General features: G+C 61.5%; 25 protein-coding genes and 1 pseudogene. 13 read left to right on the top strand and 13 right to left on the bottom strand.

Annotated features, from left to right (window positions below; all coding sequences use genetic code 11):
* From EA798_RS19135 to EA798_RS19100, 8 genes and pseudogenes are all read left to right on the top strand, one after another.
* Positions 1-117, top strand: a pseudogene (locus EA798_RS19135) (cytochrome-c oxidase, cbb3-type subunit II); the annotation flags it as partial.
* 6 nt (positions 118-123) lie between these two features.
* Complete coding sequence (locus tag EA798_RS19130; RefSeq protein ID WP_003294837.1) at positions 124-309, top strand: CcoQ/FixQ family Cbb3-type cytochrome c oxidase assembly chaperone; 186 nt, start codon at positions 124-126, stop codon at positions 307-309.
* Positions 310-1227, top strand: a complete 918-nt coding sequence (gene ccoP / locus EA798_RS19125; RefSeq protein ID WP_106155134.1) for a cytochrome-c oxidase, cbb3-type subunit III — start codon at positions 310-312, stop codon at positions 1225-1227.
* A 137-nt stretch (positions 1228-1364) separates the two neighbouring features.
* On the top strand, positions 1365-2777 hold the full coding sequence (gene ccoG, locus EA798_RS19120; RefSeq protein ID WP_106155135.1) for a cytochrome c oxidase accessory protein CcoG: 1413 nt from the start codon (positions 1365-1367) through the stop codon (positions 2775-2777).
* A gap of 12 nt (positions 2778-2789) precedes the next feature.
* Positions 2790-3290 carry a FixH family protein gene (locus tag EA798_RS19115; protein WP_106155136.1) on the top strand — a complete coding sequence of 167 codons (501 nt, stop codon included), beginning with the start codon at positions 2790-2792 and terminating at the stop codon, positions 3288-3290.
* Between the two features lie 7 nt (positions 3291-3297).
* Positions 3298-5712: a heavy metal translocating P-type ATPase gene (locus EA798_RS19110; RefSeq protein ID WP_122099980.1), complete on the top strand. Its 2415-nt coding sequence runs from the start codon at positions 3298-3300 to the stop codon at positions 5710-5712.
* Positions 5713-5816: 104 nt separating this feature from the next.
* The gene (ccoS, locus tag EA798_RS19105) at positions 5817-6029 is read left to right on the top strand and encodes a cbb3-type cytochrome oxidase assembly protein CcoS (RefSeq protein ID WP_106155138.1); all 213 of its coding nucleotides are present in this window, start codon (positions 5817-5819) and stop codon (positions 6027-6029) included.
* On the top strand, positions 6022-6735 hold the full coding sequence (locus EA798_RS19100; protein WP_122099979.1) for a sulfite exporter TauE/SafE family protein: 714 nt from the start codon (positions 6022-6024) through the stop codon (positions 6733-6735). Before ccoS ends, EA798_RS19100 begins: the two co-directional genes overlap by 8 nt.
* A 19-nt stretch (positions 6736-6754) precedes the next feature.
* Here EA798_RS19100 and nadE read toward each other — a convergent pair whose 3' ends face one another.
* A complete protein-coding gene (gene nadE, locus EA798_RS19095; RefSeq protein WP_122099978.1) occupies positions 6755-7582 on the bottom strand; it encodes an ammonia-dependent NAD(+) synthetase in 828 nt (275 codons plus the stop codon).
* A 206-nt stretch (positions 7583-7788) separates the two neighbouring features.
* Here nadE and hemN point away from each other — a divergent pair, with 206 nt between their 5' ends.
* The 4 genes from hemN to EA798_RS19075 all read left to right on the top strand — a co-directional run bounded on the left by hemN (position 7789) and on the right by EA798_RS19075 (position 11231).
* Positions 7789-9171, top strand: coding sequence for an oxygen-independent coproporphyrinogen III oxidase (gene hemN / locus EA798_RS19090; protein ID WP_122099977.1), 1383 nt, complete (start codon positions 7789-7791; stop codon positions 9169-9171).
* 107 nt (positions 9172-9278) lie between these two features.
* Positions 9279-10013 (top strand): fumarate/nitrate reduction transcriptional regulator Fnr, encoded by a 735-nt coding sequence (fnr, locus tag EA798_RS19085; RefSeq protein ID WP_003301790.1) that lies wholly within the window; start codon positions 9279-9281, stop codon positions 10011-10013.
* Positions 10014-10037: 24 nt separating this feature from the next.
* Positions 10038-10586 carry an adenine phosphoribosyltransferase gene (locus tag EA798_RS19080; RefSeq protein WP_122099976.1) on the top strand — a complete coding sequence of 183 codons (549 nt, stop codon included), beginning with the start codon at positions 10038-10040 and terminating at the stop codon, positions 10584-10586.
* Positions 10587-10622: 36 nt separating this feature from the next.
* Positions 10623-11231: an SCO family protein gene (locus tag EA798_RS19075; protein WP_122099975.1), complete on the top strand. Its 609-nt coding sequence runs from the start codon at positions 10623-10625 to the stop codon at positions 11229-11231.
* Positions 11232-11259: 28 nt separating this feature from the next.
* On the opposite strand, the gene EA798_RS19070 is transcribed toward EA798_RS19075, so the two are convergent.
* From EA798_RS19070 to pdxB, 8 genes are all read right to left on the bottom strand, one after another.
* Entirely contained in the window at positions 11260-11961 is a 702-nt protein-coding gene (locus tag EA798_RS19070; RefSeq protein ID WP_122099974.1) for a type 2 periplasmic-binding domain-containing protein, read from the bottom strand.
* A 10-nt stretch (positions 11962-11971) separates the two neighbouring features.
* Positions 11972-12745 carry an ABC transporter permease gene (locus tag EA798_RS19065; protein ID WP_106155145.1) on the bottom strand — a complete coding sequence of 258 codons (774 nt, stop codon included), beginning with the start codon at positions 12743-12745 and terminating at the stop codon, positions 11972-11974.
* The gene (locus EA798_RS19060) at positions 12742-13488 is read right to left on the bottom strand and encodes an ABC transporter ATP-binding protein (protein ID WP_122099973.1); all 747 of its coding nucleotides are present in this window, start codon (positions 13486-13488) and stop codon (positions 12742-12744) included. Before EA798_RS19060 ends, EA798_RS19065 begins: the two co-directional genes overlap by 4 nt.
* 97 nt (positions 13489-13585) lie before the next feature.
* Entirely contained in the window at positions 13586-14575 is a 990-nt protein-coding gene (locus EA798_RS19055) for an ABC transporter substrate-binding protein (protein WP_106155147.1), read from the bottom strand.
* 147 nt (positions 14576-14722) lie between these two features.
* Positions 14723-15322: a recombination mediator RecR gene (gene recR / locus EA798_RS19050; RefSeq protein WP_106155148.1), complete on the bottom strand. Its 600-nt coding sequence runs from the start codon at positions 15320-15322 to the stop codon at positions 14723-14725.
* A 101-nt stretch (positions 15323-15423) separates the two neighbouring features.
* Entirely contained in the window at positions 15424-15750 is a 327-nt protein-coding gene (locus EA798_RS19045; protein WP_003294866.1) for a YbaB/EbfC family nucleoid-associated protein, read from the bottom strand.
* Positions 15751-15769: 19 nt separating this feature from the next.
* On the bottom strand, positions 15770-17776 hold the full coding sequence (gene dnaX / locus EA798_RS19040) for a DNA polymerase III subunit gamma/tau (protein WP_122099972.1): 2007 nt from the start codon (positions 17774-17776) through the stop codon (positions 15770-15772).
* Between the two features lie 87 nt (positions 17777-17863).
* On the bottom strand, positions 17864-19009 hold the full coding sequence (gene pdxB / locus EA798_RS19035) for a 4-phosphoerythronate dehydrogenase PdxB (RefSeq protein WP_122099971.1): 1146 nt from the start codon (positions 19007-19009) through the stop codon (positions 17864-17866).
* A gap of 121 nt (positions 19010-19130) precedes the next feature.
* On the opposite strand from pdxB, the gene EA798_RS19030 reads away from it, so the two are divergent.
* Complete coding sequence (locus EA798_RS19030; protein WP_122099970.1) at positions 19131-20525, top strand: MATE family efflux transporter; 1395 nt, start codon at positions 19131-19133, stop codon at positions 20523-20525.
* 22 nt (positions 20526-20547) lie between these two features.
* Here the strand turns inward: EA798_RS19030 and EA798_RS19025 are convergent, their stop codons facing one another.
* The 4 genes from EA798_RS19025 to EA798_RS19010 all read right to left on the bottom strand — a co-directional run bounded on the left by EA798_RS19025 (position 20548) and on the right by EA798_RS19010 (position 24591).
* Positions 20548-21648 (bottom strand): cyclic nucleotide-binding domain-containing protein, encoded by a 1101-nt coding sequence (locus EA798_RS19025; protein ID WP_122099969.1) that lies wholly within the window; start codon positions 21646-21648, stop codon positions 20548-20550.
* Between the two features lie 18 nt (positions 21649-21666).
* Positions 21667-22608 carry a 1-aminocyclopropane-1-carboxylate deaminase/D-cysteine desulfhydrase gene (locus EA798_RS19020; protein WP_122099968.1) on the bottom strand — a complete coding sequence of 314 codons (942 nt, stop codon included), beginning with the start codon at positions 22606-22608 and terminating at the stop codon, positions 21667-21669.
* 4 nt (positions 22609-22612) lie between these two features.
* Positions 22613-23971 carry a chromosome partitioning protein ParA gene (locus tag EA798_RS19015; protein ID WP_122099967.1) on the bottom strand — a complete coding sequence of 453 codons (1359 nt, stop codon included), beginning with the start codon at positions 23969-23971 and terminating at the stop codon, positions 22613-22615.
* Between the two features lie 197 nt (positions 23972-24168).
* Positions 24169-24591: a nuclear transport factor 2 family protein gene (locus EA798_RS19010; RefSeq protein WP_122099966.1), complete on the bottom strand. Its 423-nt coding sequence runs from the start codon at positions 24589-24591 to the stop codon at positions 24169-24171.
* Positions 24592-24593: the final 2 nt, after the last annotated feature.

The raw sequence follows: 24593 nt of genomic DNA, 5'->3' as shown, positions 1-24593 counted from the left end.
CCTTACACCGAAGAAGACATCGCTGGTGCCCGGGACGCCGTTCGCGGCAAGACCGAAATGGACGCCATGGTGGCTTACCTGCAAGTACTCGGCACTGCACTCACCAACAAACGGTAACGCATGATGGAAATCGGGACTCTTCGCGGCCTGGGCACAATTCTGGTATTCGTCGCCTTCATCGGCGTGGTGCTCTGGGCCTACAGCAGCAAACGCAAGCAAAGCTTCGACGAAGCAGCCAACCTGCCCTTCGCAGACGACGAGACCGACGCCAAGAAGCGTGATGAAGAAGCTTCCAGGAGTAAGAAATAAATGACCTCGTTTTGGAGTTGGTACGTCACCCTGCTGAGCCTCGGCACCATTGCCGCGCTGGTGTGGCTGCTACTGGCAACTCGCAAGGGCCAACGCCCTGACAGCACAGAAGAAACTGTCGGCCATTCCTATGACGGCATCGAGGAGTACGACAACCCGCTGCCGCGCTGGTGGTTCATGCTGTTCGTCGGCACCGTGATCTTCGCCCTCGGCTACCTGGTGCTGTATCCCGGGCTGGGCAACTGGAAAGGCATCCTGCCCGGCTATGAAGATGGTTGGACCCAGGTAAAGGAATGGCAGCGCGAGATGGACAAGGCCGATGAGCAGTACGGCCCGCTGTACGCCAAGTACGCCGCCATGCCGGTCGAAGAAGTAGCCAAGGATCCGCAAGCCTTGAAGATGGGCGGTCGCCTGTTCGCCTCCAACTGCTCGGTTTGTCACGGCTCCGACGCCAAGGGCGCCTATGGCTTCCCGAACCTGACCGATGACGATTGGTTGTGGGGCGGCGAGCCTGAAACGATCAAGACCACCATCCTGCATGGCCGTCAGGCTGCAATGCCGGCGTGGAAGGACGTGATCGGCGAAGAAGGCATCCGCAACGTGGCCGGCTACGTTCGCAGCCTCTCCGGACGTGATACCCCAGAGGGTATCAGCGTCGACATTGAGCAGGGTCAAAAAATCTTCGCCGCCAACTGTGTAGTCTGCCATGGACCGGAAGCCAAGGGCGTTACAGCCATGGGCGCGCCGAACCTGACCGACAACGTCTGGCTGTATGGTTCGAGCTTCGCTCAGATCCAGCAGACCTTGCGCTACGGTCGCAATGGCCGCATGCCGGCCCAGGAAGCAATCCTTGGCAATGACAAGGTGCACTTGCTGGCAGCCTACGTCTACAGCCTGTCGCAGCAACCGGAGCAGTGAAAGATCGAGGTCGGGAGTGACGTCCTGTCGCACCCGACCTCAAAGCTCCGGGCGTACCATTCGCAGCTGGACAGAAAAATGATCCTGGTCGGCACGCATCGGCCAGGACACCCACCTTCCGCCGTGGTACGCACTCGATGACTGAGCAGATTCCCGTTCGTGATGTAACCCCCCCGTCCAAGGCCGGAGCGTCAGCTGACCTTTACGCCGCGCGTGAAAAGATCTACACCCGGGCCTTCAGCGGCTTGTTCCGCAATCTGCGACGCGTTGGCGGCGCAGTACTGTTCATCCTCTTCTTCGGAACCGTCTGGCTGAACTGGAACGGCCGTCAAGCCGTCTGGTGGGACCTGCCAGAGCGCAAATTCCATATCTTCGGGGCTACGTTCTGGCCTCAGGATTTCATGCTGTTGTCGTGGCTGCTGATCATCTGCGCCTTCGGCCTGTTCTTCATCACGGTTTTTGCCGGCCGTGTCTGGTGCGGCTACACCTGCCCGCAGAGTGTGTTCACCTGGGTATTCATGTGGGCCGAAAAGATCACCGAAGGTGATCGCAACCAACGCATGAAGCTCGACAAGGCGCCAATGAGCGCCAACAAGTTCTTTCGCAAACTCGCCAAGCACGCAATATGGCTGGCCGTCGGCATTCTGGTGGCCATCACCTTCGTTGGCTATTTCACGCCGATCCGCGATTTGGTGCCCGATCTGCTCACCTTGAACGTCAACGGCTGGGCTGCGTTCTGGATCGGCTTCTTCACCCTTGCCACCTACGGCAGCGCTGGCTTCTTGCGCGAGCAGGTGTGCATCTACATGTGTCCGTATGCGCGCTTCCAGAGCGTAATGTTCGACAAGGACACCCTGATCGTCTCCTACGACCCGCGTCGCGGCGAAAAACGTGGTCCACGCAAAAAGGACGCGGATTACAAAGCCATGGGTCTTGGCGATTGCATCGACTGCACCATGTGCGTGCAGGTCTGCCCCACCGGCATCGACATCCGTGACGGACTGCAGATCGAATGCATCGGCTGTGCTGCATGTATCGATGCCTGCGACGCGATCATGGACAAGATGAACTACCCGCGTGGTTTGATCAGTTACACCACTGAGCACAACCTGTCGGGCCAGAAGACCCACCTGCTGCGTCCACGCCTGATCGGCTATGCCGTGGCGCTGCTGGCGATGATGAGTCTGTTCTCCTATGCCGTGTATGATCGCCCGCTGGTCAAGCTGGACGTGCTCAAGGACCGTGTGCTTTACCGCGAGAACGAGCTGGGCAACATCGAGAACGTCTACACCCTGAAAATCATGAACAAGGCTCAACGCGAGCAGACCTTCGTGATTGAAGCATCCGGGCTGGACGGCCTGGTCTATGAAGGTCGCAGTGAGGTGCGCGCCGAAGCAGGCGAACTGGTCACCATTCCGGTTGAGCTGTCCATCGCGCCCGAAAAGCTGCCTTCGAGCACCAATGAGATCGTCTTCAGCATCCGCTCGATAGACGACGCATCGATAAACGATGATGCCGACAGCCGTTTCATCGGCCCGAGCATCCGCTAAGCAAGGTAATACATGCGCTCTGAAAACGAACAAACGCGTTGGTACACCCAGTTCTGGGCCTGGTTTGTCATTGCGATTCTGCTCGCCTCGGTTGTACTGGGCCTGTCGCTGCTGACCATCGCGATTCGCAACGCCGACACGCTCGTCGCGGACAACTACTACGACGCCGGGAAGGGCATCAATCAGTCGCTGGAGCGCGAGAAGCTGGCCGAGCGCCTGCAGATGCAGGCGAGCATCTCGCTCAATGACGAGCGGGGCCTTGCCGAGGTGCAACTGAGCGGTGCAAGTCGCCCGCAACAGTTGGTGCTGAACCTGCTCTCCCCGACCCAACCCGAGCGCGATCGTCGCGTCATCCTGCAGCCTCAGGGGGATGGTCTCTATCAGGGACAGATGCAGGAGCCGATCAGCGGCCGGCGCTTCATCGAACTGCTCGGCCGGGAAGGCGAGCAGGACTGGCGCCTGTACGGGGAAAAGACCATCGAGACTGGCCGCGCCCTCGAATTGAAGCCTTGATCAGCTGATGGCAAAACCCCTCCCCTGTTACCACTGCGGCCTGCCAGTTCCGACTGGCAGCCCGTACCAGGCCCGCGTGCTGGGAGAGACGCGGGCCTTGTGCTGCCCAGGCTGTCAGGCAGTTGCCGAAGCGATCGTAAAAGGTGGTCTGGAAAGCTACTACCAGCATCGAAGCGACACGGCCATCAATCCCCAGTCGCTCCCGCAGGAGCTCAATGAGGAGATGGCCCTGTACGACCGCAAGGATGTGCAGCAACCCTTCGTTCAGCACCAGGGCGAGTTGGCCAGTACATCGTTGATGATCGAAGGCATCAGCTGCGCCGCATGCGGCTGGCTGATCGAGCGACACTTGCGCAACCTGAGCGGCGTGTCCGAGGCGAGTCTCAATCTGTCCAACCATCGATTGACCGTACGCTGGAGCGATGCTCAGCTTCCACTCAGCGAGCTCCTCGGGGAGCTACGTCGAATCGGTTATGCGGCCCACCCCTATCAGGCCGATCAGGCGGCCGAGCGGCTGGCCAGCGAGAACCGCCGCTCCTTGCGTCAACTGGGCGTTGCCGGCCTGCTCTGGATGCAGGTGATGATGGCCACCATGGCCACCTGGCCGGAATTCAACCTCGACCTTTCGGAAAGCTTCTTTGTCACGCTGCGCTGGACGGCTCTGCTGCTGACCACGCCGATCGTGTTCTATTGCTGCACGGACTTTTTCAAGGGAGCCCTGCGCGACCTGCGCACCCGTCACCTGACCATGGACGTGTCGGTCTCGCTGGCCATCGGCGGCGCCTATGTTGCCGGTATCTGGTCGACGATTACCGGCCAGGGCGAGCTCTACTTCGATGCCGTGGGCATGTTTGCACTGTTTCTGCTCGCCGGGCGTTACCTGGAGCGACGCGCGCGCGAGCGTACCGCAGACGCTACGGCGCAGCTGGTCAACCTGTTGCCGGCGTCGTGTCTGAAGCTCGATGCCGAAGGGCACAGCAATCGCATTCTCCTCAGCGAGCTGCAACTGGGTGACCGTGTGCTGGTGCAACCTGGCGCATTGATTCCTGCAGACGGGACCATCGTCAGTGGCCAGTCGAGCATCGACGAGTCGGTTCTCACCGGCGAATACCTTCCGCTCCCTCGAGGCTCCGGTGACGCAGTGACCGCCGGCACGCTGAATGTCGAAGGCCCGCTGACTGTCGAAGTGCAGGCCTTGGGCGATGACACCCGTCTGTCGGCTATCGTCCGCCTGCTGGAACGCGCCCAGGCGGACAAACCCAAGCTCGCCGAACTGGCCGACAAGGTCGCGCAATGGTTCCTGCTGGTGGTGCTGGTGGTTGCGACCGTCGTGGGGCTGGTATGGTGGCAAATCGATCCTCAACGCGCATTCTGGATCGTGCTTGCGTTGCTGGTTGCCACTTGCCCCTGTGCGCTCTCGCTGGCAACCCCGACCGCGCTCACGACAGCGACCGGCACGCTGCACAAGCTCGGCCTGCTGCTGACCCGCGGACACGTGCTGGAGGGTCTCAACCAGATTGACACGGTGGTATTCGACAAGACCGGCACCCTAACGGAGGGCCGCCTGACGCTTACCGCCGTACACCCACTCGGCGCCCTCGACGCCGATGCGTGCCTTGCGTTGGCCGCAGCCCTCGAGAACCGCTCCGAACATCCGATTGCCCGTGCCTTCGGCCGTGCGCCACTGGCTGCCGAATCGGTCGAGACAGTGCCGGGACTTGGCTTGCTGGGCTGCGTCGAGGGACGCAACCTGCGCATCGGCCAACCCAGTTTCGTCGCCGAAGGCTTTTCCCAACCGGCGCCAGTCATACCGGGTGAGCAAGGCCAATGGCTGCTGCTCGGCGATGAACGGGGTCCGCTGGCTTGGTTGGTGCTCGACGACCGTCTCCGTGATGACGCGCCTGCATTGCTGGCTGCTTGCCGTCGTCGCGGCTGGCAGACATTGCTGCTCTCCGGTGACAGTTCACCCATGGTCGGCCAGATTGCTAAAGAACTCGGCATCGACCAGGCCGAAGGCGGCATGACGCCTGCTGCGAAACTCACGCGACTGCAGGCGCTGCAAGCTCAAGGGCATCGGGTGCTGATGCTTGGCGATGGAGTCAATGACGTCCCGGTGCTCGCGGCAGCAGATATCAGCGTCGCCATGGGATCGGCCACTGACCTGGCAAAAACCAGCGCCGATGCCGTGCTGCTATCCAACCGCCTTACCAGCCTGGCACAGGCGTTCGACGTTGCGCGTCGTAGCCGGCGCATCATCATCGAGAACCTCACCTGGGCAAGCCTGTACAATGGCCTGATCCTGCCCTTTGCCGCCATCGGCTGGGTTACTCCGCTCTGGGCGGCGCTGGGCATGTCGATCAGCTCGCTGCTGGTGGTTTTGAATGCCCTGCGGCTGACACGTCAGCCTGCGAACAACGGCTGACTCCAGTCGAGATGTGCTGCGGCGCGGTAATGGCGTACTTAGTTGACGCCACAGCCGCGCAGTAATCGCAGCTGAAGACTTCGCTTCGGATCCTGGAGGTCCTGATGGCCGCGCTGTACATCCTCATCCCTGTTGCCGTGGTCCTGGTGGCCGTTGCGATCTGGGTATTCTTTTGGGCCGTGGATAGCGGGCAGTTCGACGACCTCGACGGCCCTGCTCATAGCATCCTGTTCGACGACGAAGAGCCGCAGAAGCCTAGCGCCTCCGAACCACAGAAAGACCCGGAACCCGAGCAAGGGAAACGCAACGGTGAGTGAGCTGGCGCCGCTGCTGCTGTCCGCCTTCGTGCTAGGGCTGCTCGGGGGCGGCCATTGCCTGGGCATGTGCGGCGGCCTGATGGGTGCGCTGACGATGGCCATTCCGGCTGATCAGCGCGCCAAGCGCCTGCGCCTGTTGATCGCCTATAACCTGGGTCGCGTGTCGAGCTATGCCCTTGCCGGCTTCCTCATTGGCCTGGCGGGTTGGGCGGTTGCCAACAGCCCGGCAGCGATGGCGCTGCGCGTCGTTGCCGCTCTATTGCTGATTACCATGGGCTTGTATCTGGCGGGCTGGTGGAGCGGACTGACGCGCATCGAGGCCTTGGGTCGAGGCCTCTGGCGCCATATACAACCGGTCGCCAGCCGCTTCATGCCTGTCACCAGCGTGCCGCGCGCGCTGCTGTTGGGTGCGCTGTGGGGCTGGCTGCCCTGCGGCCTGGTCTATAGCACGCTGTTGTGGTCGGCGAGCCAGGGCGATGCGCTGGATAGCGCAATGCTGATGCTGGCCTTTGGCGTCGGCACGTGGCCGGTGCTGCTTGCCACAGGCCTGGCCGCCGAGCGTCTTACTGCATTGCTGCGCAAGCGTGGCGTACGCGTCGTCGGCGGCGTGATGGTGATTCTTTTCGGTCTGTGGACACTGCCCGGCCCGCATCAGCAGTGGCTGATGGGGCATGGGGCGGCTTCTCACGGGCAACACGCGCACTAGGGTAGCGCTGTCGAGGGCCTCAGGGCTCCTTGGGCAGCTGCCGCTTGTGCGCCGTCTTGTCGTAGGTTTCGACAATGATTCGGGCAGCCTCGTCCTGTACTGGCTTGCCCTGTAGAAAATCATCGATGTTGCTATAGCTGACGCCATGGGCGGCCTCGTCGGGCTTGCCTGGTGAAAGCTCCTCGAGATCGGCAGTGGGCACCTTGTGCACCAGTTGATCCGGAGCACCCAATGCTGCCGCAATCTGCCGGACCTGATCCTTGACCAATCCGGCGAGCGGGGTCAGGTCACATGCGCCATCGCCAAATTTGGTGAAGAACCCCATCACCGCCTCGGCAGCATGATCGGTTCCGATAACCAGGCCTTGGCGGGCATTGGCGATGGTGTACTGAGCGACCATGCGCATCCGTGCCTTGGTGTTTCCCAGTACGAAGTCACGCTGCGCAGGGCTCAGCGGGTCGAGCGCCTGGGTGGCGGCAGCCAGCCCCAACACGGCAGTGCCGATATTCACGGTATGGCACTCGTCGGGCTTGATGGTATCCACCGCCATCTGGGCTTCATGCTCGTCGTGCTGTACCTGGTACGGCAAGCGCACGGCAATGAAACGATAGTCGTCGCCCTCTCCCGCTTCGCGCATACCAGCGACCGCCCGTTGCGCCAGCAGACCCGCCGTCGTTGAGTCGACCCCGCCACTGATCCCCAACACCAGGGTTTTCAGGCCCGACTCGCGCAAGCACGACTGGATGAAGCTCACTCGGCGATCAATTTCAGCCTGTACCGACTCCGGCCCGCTGAATGGCGCGCAGACTTTGAGCGCGGTTGCGATTTCCTGCTGGCGGCTGTGCATGAAACTCTCCTCTGTTGATATGTAAGGCTCTGCTGAAACAACAAGGCACTGCATGATCATCTGACCACGAATCAGCGAGATCCCTCCGGCTGTCGGCACCGATCTGGCCCAGCGCGTTAGGGTCGGATCAAGTTTGATACAGGTCAAGTCTGCCGCGGGGCCCTGCCCCTAAAATCCAGCGACCGCCGTCATGACCGGGAACGCACATGCTCGACTCCATTCGCTGGGATTCCGACCTGATCCGTCGTTACGATCAGGCTGGCCCGCGCTATACGTCGTACCCGACCGAGGCCCAGTTCAATGACAAGATCGGCTCGTTCGACCTGCTGCATGCTCTGCGCAGCAGCCGTCAGGCGTCACGCCCGCTGTCCCTTTACGTCCACCTGCCGTTCTGCGCCAACGTTTGCTATTACTGCGCATGCAACAAGATAGTGACCAAGGATCGGGGCCGTGCACTGCCCTATCTGGAGCGCCTCGAAAAAGAAATCGAGCTGATCGCCTGCCACCTGGGCAAGGATCAGGTAGTAGAGCAGCTACACCTCGGTGGCGGCACGCCTACGTTTCTAAGCCATGACGAATTGCGCCGGTTGATGGGCCATCTGCGTCAGCATTTTCACCTCCAGGATGACGACCACGGCGATTTCGGCGTCGAAGTCGACCCGCGTGAGGCCGACTGGCCCACCATCGGCCTGCTGCGCGAACTCGGTTTCAACCGTATAAGCATTGGCGTTCAGGATCTCAATCCGGACGTACAACGCGCCATCAACCGCATGCAGACGCTCGAGCAGACACGCACCATCATCGAAGCGGCGCGCACGCTGCAGTACCGCTCGCTGAACCTAGACCTGATCTATGGTCTGCCGCTGCAGACCCCCGCAGGTTTCGGCAAAACGGTCGAAGCGATCATTGATCTGCAGCCCGATCGGCTGTCGCTATTCAACTATGCGCACCTACCCGAACGCTTTGCGCCGCAGCGGCGCATAAATGCCGCCGACCTGCCAACGCCGAGTGACAAGCTACGCATGCTTGAGCAAAGCATCATGCTGCTTACCGATGCGGGATATCGCTACATCGGCATGGACCACTTCGCCCTGCCAGACGATGAACTGGCGATGGCGCAGGAAGACGGTAGTCTGCAACGGAATTTCCAGGGTTACACCACCCACGGACATTGCGACTTGGTAGGCCTGGGCGTTTCGGCCATCAGCCAGGTCGGTGATCTCTATTGTCAGAACACCTCGGACATAGCGGCCTACCAGCAACGCCTGGACCAGAACCAGCTGGCCACCGCGAGGGGGTTGCGCTGCAATCAGGATGATCGCATCCGTCGCACGGTCATTCAGTCGCTCATCTGCGACTTCGCCCTCAGCTTCGAGCAGCTCCAGCGCGATTATGCCGTCGATTTCCGCCAGTATTTCGCTGATGCCTGGCCGATGCTGGAGCAGATGTCGGCGGACGGTCTGATCGAGCTGAGTGATTCCCACCTGCTGGTCCAGCCGGCCGGACGTCTTCTGGTCCGATCAATTTGCATGCTCTTTGACCACTATCTGCCCGAGCATACCCATCACGGTTTTTCGCGCGTGATCTAGGGAACTTTTTCTGCTTTGCCGGTACTGCGACGCTCTAGCCGATTGGCCATAGCAGACGTCCTGAGTTAACCTTGCGCACTATAACCAGGTTTTCCAGGAAGCCATCTATGTCCGAATCGATCAAGGTCCGTGCGCAGCGGCAAGCCCATTGCAAGGATTGCAGCCTTTCCGGCCTCTGCCTGCCTCTGTCGCTGAACATGCAGGACATGGACGCCTTGGACGATATCGTCAAGCGTGGCCGTCCGCTGAAAAAGGGTGAAACCCTGTTCCGTCAGGGTGACGTTTTCAGCTCCGTATTCGCGGTACGCTCCGGTGCGCTGCGCACCTTTAGCGTGACCGATGGCGGCGAGGAGCAAATCACCGGTTTCCATCTGCCTAGTGAGCTGGTGGGATTGTCCGGCATGGACACCGAAAGCTATCCGGTTACCGCCCAGGCGCTGGAAACCACCTCCGTCTGCGAGATTCCCTTCGAGCGTCTCGACGAGCTGAGTGTGCTGCTGCCGCAATTGCGTCGTCAGCTCATGCGCATCATGAGCCGGGAAATCCGCGATGATCAGCAGATGATGCTGCTGCTGTCCAAGAAGACCGCCGATGAGCGCATTGCGACTTTCCTGATCAACCTCTCCGCGCGCTTCAGTGCACGGGGCTTCTCGGCGAATCAGTTCCGCCTGCCCATGTCACGCAACGAGATTGGCAACTATCTGGGTCTGGCAGTCGAAACCGTATCTCGCGTGTTCACGCGGTTTCAGCAGAACGGCTTGCTCGAGGCTGAAGGCAAGGAAGTACGCATCCTCGATTCCATCGGTCTGTGCGCCCTTGCTGGCGGCGCCATGGACGTCTGAGTTCACCGCGTTTGGAGCAGTCCGATGATCTTCGATGAGTTCAGCATCAAGACCTTGATACGCCCGGTGCCGGATTTTCCCCGTCCAGGCGTGGTATTCCGTGACATAACACCACTGTTCCAATCACCGAAAGCGCTGCGCATGGTCGCTGACAGCTTCATCCAGCGCTATGTGGAGGCTGACTTCACACATATCGGCGCGCTGGATGCACGAGGGTTTCTGGTCGGCTCGATTCTCGCGTATGAACTGAACAAGCCACTGGTTCTCTTCCGCAAGCAGGGCAAGCTGCCGGCGGATGTGCTGTCCCAGGCGTATTGCACCGAATATGGCGAGGCGCATCTGGAGATTCACGCCGACAGCCTTTGCGAGGGCGATTCGGTGCTGCTGTTCGACGATCTAATCGCCACCGGCGGCACCCTCCTCGCCGCTGCGCAACTGGTACGACGCATGCGCGCGCACATACACGAAGCGGCCGCCATCATCGACTTGCCAGAACTCGGCGGGTCGCAGAAGCTCCAGGATATAGGCATTCCCACCTTTACCCTGACCGCCTTTGCCTTGAGCGATCGCTGACGACGGCTTCGCCGACGCGATCTGAAGGAATACCCCGTGCTTACGATGCTCCAGCGCAGCCTGGCCCTCCTTGCTCTGGCTTGTGTCATGCCATCCTTCGCATCTGATCGCGACACACTGCTGGATCAGGCAAACATCCTGCTGCTGCCACGCGAGCGCGCCATACCCGAGTTTGAGCTGATCGATCAGGACGGCCAGCCGTTCACCAGCGCATCACTTCAGCAACGCTGGCACATTCTGTTTTTCGGCTTTACGGCGTGCCCTGACATCTGCCCTACGACCTTGAGCGACATGCGCCGAGTGCTCAGCCAGTTGCCCGCCGAAATCCGCGAGGGGGTGCAGCTGGTATTGATCAGTGCCGATCCGGCGCGCGATACACCGCAGCAATTGAAGACTTACCTGAGCTATTACCGCGCAGGCTTCATTGGCGTGACCGGAGACATGTACCAACTGCAGAAGGTGTCCAAGGCTCTTGGGCTTCCCTTCGTTCCAGCCAGCGAAACTGACGGCGATTACAGCGTCAGCCATAGCGGCAACCTGGCGTTGGTGGCGCCGAATGGCAGTTTGCGCGGCCACATCCGCGCGCCGTTGAAACCGGATGGGTTGAAGGAGATGTTGCCGCAGGTGCTGGAAAGGAAGCGCTGAGTTACCGCCGAAGCCGTTTCGCAGAAAATCAGTGGCAGTCCAGCGTATCGGCCAGTACGTAGGCCTGGAAAGCCACCTCATCGACCCATTGCCGGGTCAACTCCGCCAGTTGCCCGCCAGCTTCCCACTGTGTCAGCAACGTATTGATCTGTTGCAACAGGTCCGGGTCATCAGTAGCCAGGCTTAAATGCCGCTTGGCATCATCAAGTACTGGCAACAGGTGCCTGTAGCGCTGCCACTCGGGCAAGGTGGCGATCTCTGTCAGCAGCACATCGTCATCCACTACCGCACGGCATTCGCCGAGCTTGAGACCGATGAGCGCATGGGCTGTACTCGCATACTCATGCGGGTGCGCAGCGAAGCGGGTGCGCAGCATCGAACCGTGTGGACTATCTCGGCTGACGCAGACCGGCTGCCCCTGCAGATCGGACCAGGCCCCAAGGCCGCCACCCGTGGCACTGAGCGCGGCGGGCGCGGCGCGATAGTAGATAGCAGCCTGGGCGGGATCACCTTCGGCCACGCGCACATCGGCGTCTTGCGCCGAGGCTACAAACGAAGCAGGACGTCCGAGCCCCTCAGCCACCCGCTCTAGCAGCGCCGGTTCCAAGCTCTCCGTTTCGCTGCTGGAGAGCGTTCGGTACTGAGGCAGCTGAACCCGCAGCGGTTCGGCGAGTAGCGCTGTCGGCCCTAGCAGGGCCAGACAAAGAACGACGCACAAAGACCTGCACACGTCGGGAACCTCAGACGTACTGGTAGCGCAACATGCGTTGCTTGAACTTCTCCAGAACCACCTGATCGATCAGTGTGGCGAGGATGGCGATGACCAGGATGTTCATCATCACACCCACCATATCGGCAATTTCGCCCGAGTAGGCGAGCGAACGGCCGAGCCCCTGACCGAAACCGATCAGCATCTCCGCGGAGATCAGCGCGCGCCAGGCATTGCCGAACGCCAATTGGGCGCCCGTGATCAGTTCGGGCATCACCGCTGGCAGGTAGACCCGACGCAGCAATTGCCAGCGCGACGCGCCCATTACCCGCGCGGCGGACACATGCACCGGCTGCACGCTTTCGGTGGCATTCATCACCGAAAGTGCCATCGGGAAGAAGGCGGCCAGGGCCACGACGACGATGATCGGCAGGTTGCCGAAGCCCATCACAATCAGGAACAGCGGCACCCAGGCGATCGACGGAATCGACTGCAGGATGACGATGGCCGAACGCAGAATCTCACGGAAGAAAAACAGCACGCCACCGACCAGGCCGAAGCCGATGCCGAACAACAGGGCGAAGCTGTAACCACTACCAAGGCGGCTCATGCTGCCATAAAGTCCTTCACGGAATTCCGGCAGCTGGACGGTGGTAACAAGGCGCTCGAAGACGGTCGGAATGCCTGGCATCAGAAAGGCCGGCAGACTCCAGGCTGCAGCCTGCCAAATCAGCAGGATGAACAGGATGGCCAGAACGACGGCGAGGTACTTCTTAGGGCCAGTAAGGCGACGTGCCTGGCTCATGGGTGCGCTACCTCCGTCTTGATGCCCAGCAGGCTGAGAATTTCCTTACGCTCGGCAGCGAAGTCCGACAGGTCGTGGCTCTTTTCACAATGCGTGAAGTTGAAGGTTTTCAGCACGCGCGTCGGCCGTGCGCTGAACACCAGCACGTGATCGGCCAGGTATAGCGCTTCGTCGACATCGTGGGTAACCAGCAGCACGGTAGGCTGATGTTCCTCGATCAGCTCGCGCAACACGTCCTGCAAGGCCATGCGGGTCAAGGCATCAAGCGCACCGAACGGCTCATCCAGCAACAGCACCTCCGGCTTGGCGATGAAGGCGCGAGCCAGGGCCGTGCGCTGACGCATACCGCCAGATACCTGATGCGGGTAGTAATGCTCGAACCCATTCAGTCCAACGCGCTCCAGCCAGCCCTGAGCCTTCTCGAATGCCTCGTGCCTGGCAACGCCCTGCAGTTCGAGGGCCATGGCTACATTGCCCTGCAGGCTCAGCCAGGGATACAGCGCATGCTCCTGAAAGACCAGGGTGCGTCGCGGGCTCGGTTCGGCGATCGGCTTGCCATCGGCAAGTACGCGTCCAGCGCTGGGCTTCTCCAGCCCCGCTACCAGGTGCAGCAGAGTCGATTTACCGCAACCGGAGGGCCCGACCAGGGCAACCAGCTCGCCCTGGGCGAATTCACCACTGAAGTCCTTGATGACTTCGAGCTGCCCGAAGCGCTTGTCTACATCTTCAAACCTGAGCTGCATAAAAATCCGCAAATCCAGAAACGAAATTGCCCGGCAATGCGGGCGGGTAAACGGCCCGACGCGGAGCCGGGCCTGGTGATACCGAACGGGAAACCGCTTAGAGTTCGCGCGCTTCCTGCCAGGTCAAATCGAGGATCGCACTGGTGTCGAACGGCTTGCCATCGCGGGTCTTCAGCGAACCCTGCTCCTGCAGGATGTCAGCCAGCTCCTGGATGCGCGCGAGGTCATTTGCGTCGAGCTTCGCGCTGAAGGTCTGGGTACCGATTGCTTCTTCGATCACAACTTCACGCGGGAGCTCGCCACGCTTGAGCGTCTTCAGAGTCGGCTCGGCAATGAAGTAGCTGGCAATCAGCTTGGCCGCTTCGGCCGGCTGCTTGTCGAGCATCTCGATGGCCTCGCGCTGGGCGTCCAGCGATTTCCAGACAGCGTCCTTGCGCTTGGTCAGGGTTTCGCCGGAGGTGATTACCACCATGCAAGGGAATGGCCATACCTCCCCGATCTCATAAACCTGACGGACCGGTGCCACCAGTTGCGCGATACGGTCATAAGGCTCGAACAGGAAAGCCGCATCGACACGACCGGATACCAGCGATTGCACCGCCACAGCAGGACTGACGCCCATGATGTTGACATCGCTCGGCTTGAGGCCGGCACTCTTCAAGGTTACACCGCGCAACACCGCGTCGGCCGTGCTGCCTTCGCGCTGGGAAGCTAGGGTGCGGTCTTTCAGGCCAGCAACATCCTGAATATCCGTGTCTTCACGTACCAGAATCGAGTGATAGCCCTGCTGCGCGCCGCCCACCACCTTCAGATCGGCGCCCTTGGACGCCCAGGCCACCGCATTGGTAAAGCCCAGCACACCGGTATCCAGCTGCCCGCCAACGATGGCCTTGATCAGATCGGTGCCGGAACTGAACTCGATCAGCTCGACATCCAGGCCGTGCTTCTTGTACAGCCCGGCCTCATGCGCAACCATCGCCTGGGCATCGTCCATCACGCGGATGTAACCCACCTTGAATTTTTCCTGCGCCTGCGCGAACGCGCTCAGGAGCACAAGAGCAGGAACCAGCCAGAGCTTCGCTTTCATTTCGACCCTCGATTCGGGATAGCCAGTACATATAACTAAAACAAAGCAATATATTCGATTTAGTTATCTAACTTTTATGGCTTAGAACTTTACCCGAACTATTCGAAGAACGGCACTACCAAGTCGTAATAAGCCCAAGGCGTTGGGTTATAGGCTGATCGGCTTGCGCCCTGCCAGTGCATGGGCCAGTGTGCCGCCGTCAACCAGGTCCAGCTCACCGCCCAAGGGTACGCCGTGAGCGATTCGGCTGATGGTCAGGCCCTTCGGAATCAGCATCTGGGCAATGTAGTGCGCCGTGGCTTCGCCTTCGACCGTTGGGTTGGTGGCAAGAATGACTTCCGTGAATGCCCCCTCGCCAACGCGCGAAAGCAGTTCGGGAATACCGATGGCCTCCGGACCCAAGCCATCGAGTGGCGACAGATGCCCTTTGAGCACGAAATAACGCCCCCGAAAACCGGTCTGCTCGACAGCAAACACGTCCACCGGGCTCTGCACTACACACAGCAGTGAATCGTCACGCCGTGGATCAGCGCATTGTGGGCACAGGTCGTCCTCGGTCAGCGTACGGCATTGGCGGCAGTAGCCTACGCCTTCCATCGCCTTTGCCAGCGCCTGCGCGAGACGCAGCCCCCCACTGCGATCGCGCTCCAGCAACTGAAGGGCCATGCGTTGCGCAGTTTTCTGGCCTACGCCGGGAAGAATGCGCAAGGCATCGATGAGTTGGCGAATCAGAGGGCTGAAGCTCATGGCTATCTCGAAGCAGGTACTGAAAAACGCAAGAAGCTGCCACGCCTGATATCGAAGGTTCGGATATCGGCGTCAGGCAGCTTCCATGGTGTTCTAATGAACTAGAACGGCATCTTGAAGCCTGGCGGCAGCTGCATTCCAGCGGTCATGCCCGCCATCTTGTCCTGACTGTTCTGCTCGATCTTGCGTACGGCGTCGTTCACGGCAGCGGCGATCAGATCCTCCAGAATTTCCTTGTCTTCCTGCATCAGGCTGTCGTCGAGACTGACACGCTTGACGTCGTGGCGGCCGTTCATCACGACACTGACCAGACCAGCACCCGACTGGCCGGTGACCTCGGCGTTCGCCAGCTCTTCCTGCATCTTCTGCATTTTTTCCTGCATCTGCTGCGCCTGCTTCATCAGGCCGGCCATGCCACCTTTCATCATGGGTATCACCTCAATTCGATCAGGGTTCTGAGTGTTCTACGGGTTCGATGGTGCCTTCGCGGATCACCGCGGCAAACTGCTGCATAAGTTGCTGGACCAGAGGGTCCGAGTGAATCGATTGTTCCGCCGCGCGCTGTCGCTCGGCACGCCGGCGGTTTGCAGCCTGGGCGGGCGTTTCCTGCTCCGGCTTCTGCAACACGATTTCCAGCTGCAGCGTGCGGCCATGGTACTGATTCAACGCGTCGTTCAACCGCCGCTGCTGAGTGGGGTTGAACAGCGCACTCTGCGCCGGATCGAGGTGCATCAACCAGCGATCGCCTTCAACTGCGATCAACGTGCAGTTGGCGGCAATGCTACCGGTGAGACCGGACAATCCGAGTTTGAGATAAAGCTCAAGCCACTCGGCAGCGAGGCCCGTGGCCGGTTCCACCGCCGGCAGCGGCTCGACAGGCTCGGGCTCGTCGCTGGCACCGCTCAACTCGTCCAGATAGGCCTCGGCCTGATTCTCGACCTCGAAGTAGTCCTCATCCGTCAACGGCGGCTCGTCATCGTCCGGTTCTTCGACCTGCACAACGGACGCAACATGCTCATCCGGGCTATCAGGCGCAGGTTCGGGCAGCACGGCGCCGGCTTCGACCGCTACCGGCGGCACATCAGGCGGCTCGTTCCACGGTACGTCGATCACCGGTGGCGCCTGCTCTTCTACCGCAGGCGGCACTTTAACTTCAGCCACAACCGGGCGCTGGGAGGCGGCTGGTGCAGGCGGTTCGGCAATACTGGCCGGCGCGATTGGTGCAGGAACCGGAGCCACCGCGACGGAAGCGACCGGGGCTGGCGACACGCCTAGCGGAACCGTGTCGGCCACCGCGACAGGCTTGGAATCAGCTGTGGCCGGGCTGATCCCCAAGGTCTTTAGCGGTGATCGCGGCGCATCATCGTTGCCTGCGGGGCGGAACGCCAGCATACGCAGCAGCACCATTTCAAAGCCGCTGCGCGGGTCCGGTGCCAGCGGCAGATCGCGCCGCCCAATCAACCCCATCTGGTAATAGAACTGCACGTCTTCGGCTGGCAGCGCCTGAGCCAAAGCCAGCACTCGATCGCGATCGCCCTGACCGTTATCCACCGCTTCCGGCAACGCCTGGGCGATGGCGACGCGGTGCAGCACGTTGAGAATTTCGGCCAGGACGCCAGCCCAGTCCGGACCCTGCTCGGCAAGATGGCGAACCGCCTCGAGCAATGCCCGGGCGTCACCTTCGAGCAATGCCTGCAACACGCCGTAGACCTGTCCGTGATCGAGGGTGCCGAGCATCGCCCGCACGTCGGCAGCCAGCACCTTGCCCTCACCGAAGGCGATCGCCTGGTCGGTCAGGCTCATGGCATCGCGCATCGAACCGTCCGCGGCGCGGCCCAGCAGCCAGAGTGCATCGTCTTCGAAAGGAACGTTCTCGACACTCAGCACGTGGCTGAGATGCTCGACCACACGCTCCGGAGGCATGTTCTTCAGCGAAAACTGCAGACAGCGCGACAGGATCGTGACCGGCAGCTTCTGCGGGTCGGTGGTCGCCAGCAGGAACTTGACGTGGGGCGGCGGCTCCTCAAGCGTCTTGAGCAGCGCGTTGAATGAATGCGACGAGAGCATGTGCACTTCGTCGATCAGGTAGACCTTGTAGCGCCCGCGGCTAGGCGCGTATTGCACGTTGTCCAGCAGCTCGCGGGTGTCTTCGACCTTTGTGCGGCTCGCGGCGTCGACCTCAATCAGATCGACGAAGCGCCCTTCATCAATTTCCCGGCATACCGAGCACTGACCACAAGGCGTCGAGCTGACACCGGTCTCGCAGTTCAGGCATTTGGCAATGATCCGCGCGATTGTGGTCTTGCCGACGCCGCGCGTGCCGGTAAACAGGTAGGCATGGTGCAGGCGTTGATTGTCCAACGCATTGATCAGGGCCTTGAGCACATGCGTCTGGCCGACCATTTCGCGGAACGAGCGCGGACGCCATTTACGTGCAAGAACCTGATAACTCATAACACCATCGCGGGGGACAAGGCAGAGGACGGGTAATGCTAGCGGAGCAGGATGGAAATTGCATCCGAGCCGCGTTCTATCTGCCGGCTAGTCCAGCAATCTGGCACCGAGCGCTGCAACCACAGCCTCAAGCGCCGGATTCTGGCCGACGATCCGTACCGCGAGCCCATCAATCTCGCGCCGCGACGGATACTGCTTGCGCAGCAGATCGAACGCTGCACGGCGCTGCGCTTCATCGCCCATCAGGCTGCGGCGAAAATCTGCATCGTCGCGCCGAGGGTCATAGACTGCCCGGCATAGCGTCGCCAGGATGTCGACCGGCTCCGCGGAAGACGCGAAGGTCAGTTCGGCCAGGGGCGCACCGGGCATAAGCTGCGCAAGCTCGACGGTCGGCTCAAGGCCGCGAGCGGCGCAGTAGGCCGCATAGATCTGCGCTGTGCCGCGCAGCTTGCCATCCAGGCTGTATCCGGCGATGTGCGGCGTGGCGATGCGGCACAATCCGGCAAGCGCCACATCCACCTGCGGTTCACCCTCCCAGACATCCAGCACTGCCTCGATGTCCGGACGCTGCTGCAGCAGATCGCACAGCGCAGCGTTGTCCACCACGGCGCCGCGACTGGCATTGATCAGCCAGGCCCCCGGGCGTAGGCTGGACAGCCGCTCCTGATCGAGCAGATGAAAAGTCGGCCAGTCCCCCCCCATGCTCAGCGGCGTATGCAGGCTGATCACATCGCACTCGGCGAGCACTTCGTCCAGCGATACGAAACCGCCCGCCTCACAGGCTTGTCGTGGCGGATCGCAGACGCGCACGTCCCAGCCGAGCCCCCGTAGCACTTCCACCAGTCGTCCACCGACTTCGCCGGCGCCGACGACACCAAAGCGGCGCCGCCCCAATGCCTCACCCCGCACCTCCGCCAACGCGAGCAGGCTGCCGAGCACATAATCGACTACACCGCGCGCGTTGCACCCCGGCGCGCTGGCCCAGTCAATGCCAGCCTGTTCGAAATAATCGAGATCCAGATGATCCGTGCCGATGGTGCAGGTGCCAACGAAGCGCACCGCGGTGCCCTCCAGCAGATCGCGATCGACTCGTGTCACCGAGCGCACCAGCAGCACATCGACATTTTCCAGTGCCGCGCGATTGATGCTGCGGCCGGGCATACGCCGGATCTCACCCAGTCCGGCAAAGAACTCATCGACCAGGGGAATGTTTTCATCGGCGAGGATATGCATGACACGGCTCCGGTGAGGGGAAGCACATTCTAGACGGCTTGCCACTGCTTTGCCGCCTTCCTGAGCGTAGCCTCGCGGCGTAGACTAGCGCGCTTCTTGTATACAACCGGAACATTTCCTGATGCCCACTGAGCTCAGACTCAGACGGGTCCGCCTTGAATTGCGCACCCTCTTCGCCCTCGCCCTGCCCATGATGATCGCCCAGCTGGCCAGTACCGCCATGGGCTTCGTCGACACCGTGATGGCCGGGCGCGTCAGCCCGCACGATCTGGCAGCAGTCGCCCTGGGCAATTCGATCTGGGTGCCGGTGTATCTGCTGCTAAGCGGCATCACCCTGGCCACCACGCCGAATGTCGCGCAGCGCTTCGGTGCCGGTAACCATGACGAAATCGGCCCGCTTGTCCGCCAGGCCCTGTGGATGGGCGCAGGAATCGGCCTGACCAGCGCGCTGCTGATGTGGAACGCGGAACCGGTGCTGCACCTGATGCGTGTCGAGCCGGCGTTGATCGAGCCAACCATGGCCTATCTTCGCGCCGTCGCCTGCGGCTTCCCGGCCGTGGCGCTCTACCAGGTGCTGCGCTGCTTCAGCGACGGGCTGGGCCATCCGCGGCCGAGCATGGTGATTGGCATTCTCGGCCTGCTGCTGAACATCCCGCTGAACTACGTGTTCATCTATGGCAAGTTCGGCGTACCGGCGATGGGGGGCGTTGGCTGTGGTGTGTCCACCGCGCTGGTGATGCTGTTCATGCTGATGGCGATGAGCGTCTGGGTGAGGCGAGCACCGGCTTACCAGCCCAGCCAACTATTTTCCCACTTCGAATGGCCGCGCTGGCCGATGCTCCGGCATCTGCTGTCGGTCGGGGTGCCGATTGGCATTGCGGTGTTCGCCGAAGCCAGCATCTTTTCCGTAATCGCGCTGCTGATCGGCGCACTCGGCGCAACGGTCGTCGCCGGACACCAGATCGCGCTGAATTTCACCTCACTGATCTTCATGATTCCGCTGTCACTGGGCATGGCCGTGACCGTGCGCATCGGCCAGGAGCTGGGCCGTAGTGCGCCGAGAGATGCCCGTTTCGTCGCAGGCGTGGGGATCGCCGCGGCATTGGTCTATGCCTGCTTTTCCGCCAGCGTGATGTTGTTGTTCAGCGAGCAGATCGCGCGGATCTACACACCGGATCCGGCGGTCATCGCAGTTGCGGCCGGCCTGTTCTTCTATGCTGCGCTCTTTCAGTTCTCCGATGTCGTGCAGGTCACGGCAGCTGGCGCGTTGCGCGGCTATCAGGACACGCGCATGACGATGGTCTACACCCTCTTCGCGTATTGGGGCATCGGGCTGCCGGTGGGCTATCTGCTCGGCCTGACCGACCACCTCGGCGAGGCCAGCGGACCGCGTGGGCTATGGCAAGGACTTATCGCCGGGCTGAGCTGCGCGGCGCTGCTGCTCAGCGTGCGCCTGGCACGCAGCGCACGTCGCGAGATTCGTCGTCAAACTGCGCTTCGCAGGACGGCGGTCTAGGTGACGGGTGAAATACTGCGGTCTAGAGACTGCGCTCAATCCTGCCGTCTGAACGGGCAAGGTAGCCAGAACCGCACTCCCAAAGCAGTGCCGCCCGCTCTGCCGGGCTTAGCGCGTCGAGCCCACCGCGCAATGCATAGGCGGTAAAGCCGAGCTGGGTGAGCAGAAATATCGCGTTGGCACTGCGCTTGCCGCTTTCGCAATAGCACAGATAGGGACGCTGCGGGTTCAACAGACGGGTTTTCAACCGCAGCAGGTGCAGCGGCATGTGCAGCGCTTGCATGGCATGTCCCTGCTCGTAGTCTTCAAGCAGCCGAACGTCCAGCCACTGAGCACCACAGCCGAGCAGATCGGCCACGTCATCCAGATCGACTTCGCTTACCACCGGCGCTTTGAGCAACTCGAGAAAGTCTGCCCGGGCAAGCCTCAGCACGGAGCCATCCTCGATCATGGCTATGCTGGCGTTACGGGGGCGCTCCTCAAGCAGTGCCTCCTCACCAAAACAGGCTCCGGCCTCGAGTTCCGCCAGCAGTTGCTCTCCGCTACCGACAGCCTTCAGCACCTGCGCGCGACCATTCTTGAGAAAATAGCAACAATCACCCGCCTCACCCTCATGGATCAGGGTTCGGCCAGCCGGCACATCGATCTCCACAAGACGGCCCAACATGCTGCGTATGTTGGCTGGCGGCACCTGAGCGAACAACGGATTGTCCAGCAGGCGCTCGAGCCACTCGCCATCCTCGCCGTCCATCGACAGCTGCAGCAAAACATCCTGAAGGGCCTGACGCCAGGACAGCAGCCGCTCCAACTCTGCACCGTCCACAGTCAGCAACTGGCAATCCTCCAGAGCCCGAGCCTCAACCAGCTGACCAAAGGCAATACTGTGCAGGGCAGCTGGCGAGCCGGCCACGACATGTGTTTGCTGCCCATCGCGGCCGTTCAGTAAAAGACTGCCGGACATCAGATAGTGGCGAGCTGAAGATGCGTTTTCAGGTCGCAGAAGCTGGCCAGCCTCCAGTGCCAGCGGCGCGACTCGCACGCGGAGTTCCCACAGCTGACGCGGCGAAAGGCTATCGAGCGGGACAAGATTGCGCAGCTGGTCTGGGTGCAGCGGCTTGTTCATCCAGGAAAATCCAATCGTCTATCCGTCAATCAGTTTATGCAGCTGGCTCTCAGCAGCACGGCGTCCTTGCAAACCACCGGTATGGACGAAGATCAACCGCGTACCGGCAGAAACATAACCGCGCTCGACATAAAGGCGCAATGCCATCATGGTCTTAGCAGTGTATATCGGATCGAGCGGCACGCCACCGTCACACTCGGTCGCCAGGATGAAGCGGGCCAGCTCCCGGTCAAACCGCCCGAACCCGCCGCGACTGGCGTCCAACAGCTCATAACCGCCATCAGCTACACCGGCCTGCTCAAGCAGCTCCGCCACACCCACACTCACCGAATGCGAAGGCGGGCCGGCCAGCGCGCCATACACCCGATGTCGCCCGCCCTCGCCGATGACCAGACCGGCCAATGTGGTTCCGGTACCAGCCGCCAGCCAGATGGCGTCGTAATCGGCCCAACCGACCGACCCAAGCACCGCCTCCATGGCAGGAACCAGCGCGGCGCAGCCCAGGGCACCGAGCAAACCGCCGCCACCTTCCGGTATCGGGTAGAAACCCGGGTAGTGCGCTTGCCACGGCTCCCAGAACGTCGGCAGGTTGCGTTCCCGGTAACCGCCATAGCCAAGCCAGTGCAATTCCATTCCCCAGGCACGCAGGTCGGCCACCGTCGGCGTTTGCTGCTCGTGTCCGCGCATCAAGCCGACAGTAGCCAGGCCGAAGCGACGGCCCGCTGCTGCCACTGCATGCAGATGATTGGAATGCGCACCGCCGAGGCTGATCAGCCCCTCAGCGCCGGCACGACGGGCCGCGTCCAGATGCTTTATCAGCTTGAACCACTTGTTGCCGGATAGCTCGGCGTCCACCAGATCCAGGCGCAGTACCGCGACTTCGACCCCGCTGCGCTGCAACCAGTCAAGCGTTAGTGGTTGCAGGATCAGCGGAGCATCAAAGGGATGGGATGAAGACAAACGCTCAACTACCGGTGCGCTGCCGGTCTTCCTTGCGGTGCCGAGTGCAGCAGTTGGATTCGCCGATGACGAAACGGCTCGGTGTATCGACCTTGTCCAGCGGCATTGCGCAACGCTCACCGCTGGAAAGGGTCGCGACGCAGGCTGGCTTTTGGTAATGCTCGAGCCACTGCCGATATTGCTCCTCGGAGACGAAACACTTGGCTGCAGCGTAGGCCAAGGGGTTGGCGCGGTAGCGGGCAAGGTCTTGCAATGCGATGGTCAGATGCCCTGCGCCCGGATGGTAGGCCATGAATACGACCCCCTGACGAGACAGCTCCTCCAGCACCCGGTCGCCGCTACCGCCCAGCTTTTCGCACTCAGCCTTCAACCGCTGGATCTCTTCTTCCAACTGGGCGTCCAGCTCGTTGCGATAGGCCAGTTCAACGTCACGGATCGCTACCTGCTCCTTGTACTCGGCCACCGCTGCAGCAATACGCGCCTGGGCTTCGTGCTCGAACTGCTCTCGGGCCGCACCAATCTCGACCCGACCACTGACCTCCAGCGTGCGCAGCTGCTTGCTCATCTCCTCGCGCGCTTTTTGAAAGCTCTCACCCTGCGCGGTCAGCTGTGCGTGCAGGCTCGCGTTGATCTCCGTCTGCTGCTGCAGCTGATGCTGCAGCGTGCGGATCTCATCCTGCAGCGCCTTGCGCTCTTTTTCCGCAGCAGCCGTCAGCTTGAGCGCGTCTTCCTCGCGCAAGCGCTCCAGGTTGGCAATGCGTTGACGCTGCTGCTTGATCAGCAGCGCAGCCTTCTGGCGCTGCTCGCGCTCGTGGTTTTCGGATCGTTTGGCCGCGGCGTCCTTGCTCGCTTCGGCTGCATACCAGGCGTCTTCGGCAACCATCTGCAGGCGTTCAGCCGGTACGGCTTGAGGTGTTTCATCTTCTACCAGCAGGCCAAGCTGATTGCGTTTGATGGTTTCGCGCAGAACAAGCAGATCGTTGCGCTCGGGGCTCACCTTCGGGTCCCACATGTGCATCTGGTGCCAAGACACCGGACACTGGCTGCGGCAGGCCAGACGAATCGGCCCGGCGCCCATGTCCGGGCCGCGGCCGGTGCGCTCGGCCAACTGGCGCAACGGGATGTTCCAGCCGGCGTCGGCGGATCCGTCATCATTGAAGTCGAGACAGAAAAAGACCGCGGCGCGCACTTGCAGCCGCGGGTTGATCATCACGTATACGGCATGCATCTGGCGATCGGCGAACTCGGGCAGTGCAACGACTCCGTCGAGCACCGCCTCGAATTCGGGATACAGCATTTCCTTGCAGATGGCACCTTCGTTGAAGAACAGTACGGCTTCGACCATCTGCGGTTTGTTCTGCATGCTCGACTTCCTTTATTGCCCGCAGCAGCGAGCCAGCATTGTCCGGAACATAGGGCCATCCAATGCCGTCGCTCCGTTAGTGCCGCAAGTTTAGGGGAAATGTTCAAGCAGGCAATGTGACTGGGTTGGCAGCGAGTTCCGGCATTGGGCGCCGCGCGACGCAGCGCCCTGCGGATTTTGCGATGAGCTTTGCTAAATCAGCCTGCGCTGTACGCCGCAAGGCGGCGCTTCATCTCGTCGCCCAGCGCCTGCAACGCGCTCATGGGACGGATCATGACCTCGAACTCGACGATCTTGCCCATCTCGTCGAACCGAATCATGTCGATACCCTTGAGCTCGCGATCACCGACGCGGGCGCTGAATTCGAGCACCACGTCTGCGCCTTCCGCGCTCGCCAGCTCACGGTGATAGCGGAAATCCTCGAAGACCTGCAGCACGGTATTGAGGATCAGATTGACTGCCGCCGCTCCTTCGTACGGTTTGTAGGCCATCGGCGAGCGAAACACCGCCTGCGGATGCAGCAGTTCGGGCAGCCGGCTGAGATCACGCTCGGCGATCATCCGATGCCAGGCTTGCAGGCTGCTTGCGGCGCCCGGTTGCAGCGCGATTGCACTCTCCATAC

Origin of the sequence: Pseudomonas songnenensis (assembly GCF_003696315.1) — a bacterium.
Classification (GTDB): Bacteria; Pseudomonadota; Gammaproteobacteria; order Pseudomonadales; family Pseudomonadaceae; genus Stutzerimonas; species Stutzerimonas songnenensis.
Note: the sequence above shows the minus strand (reverse complement) of the source record. Positions and strands in the feature narration are given on the sequence as shown.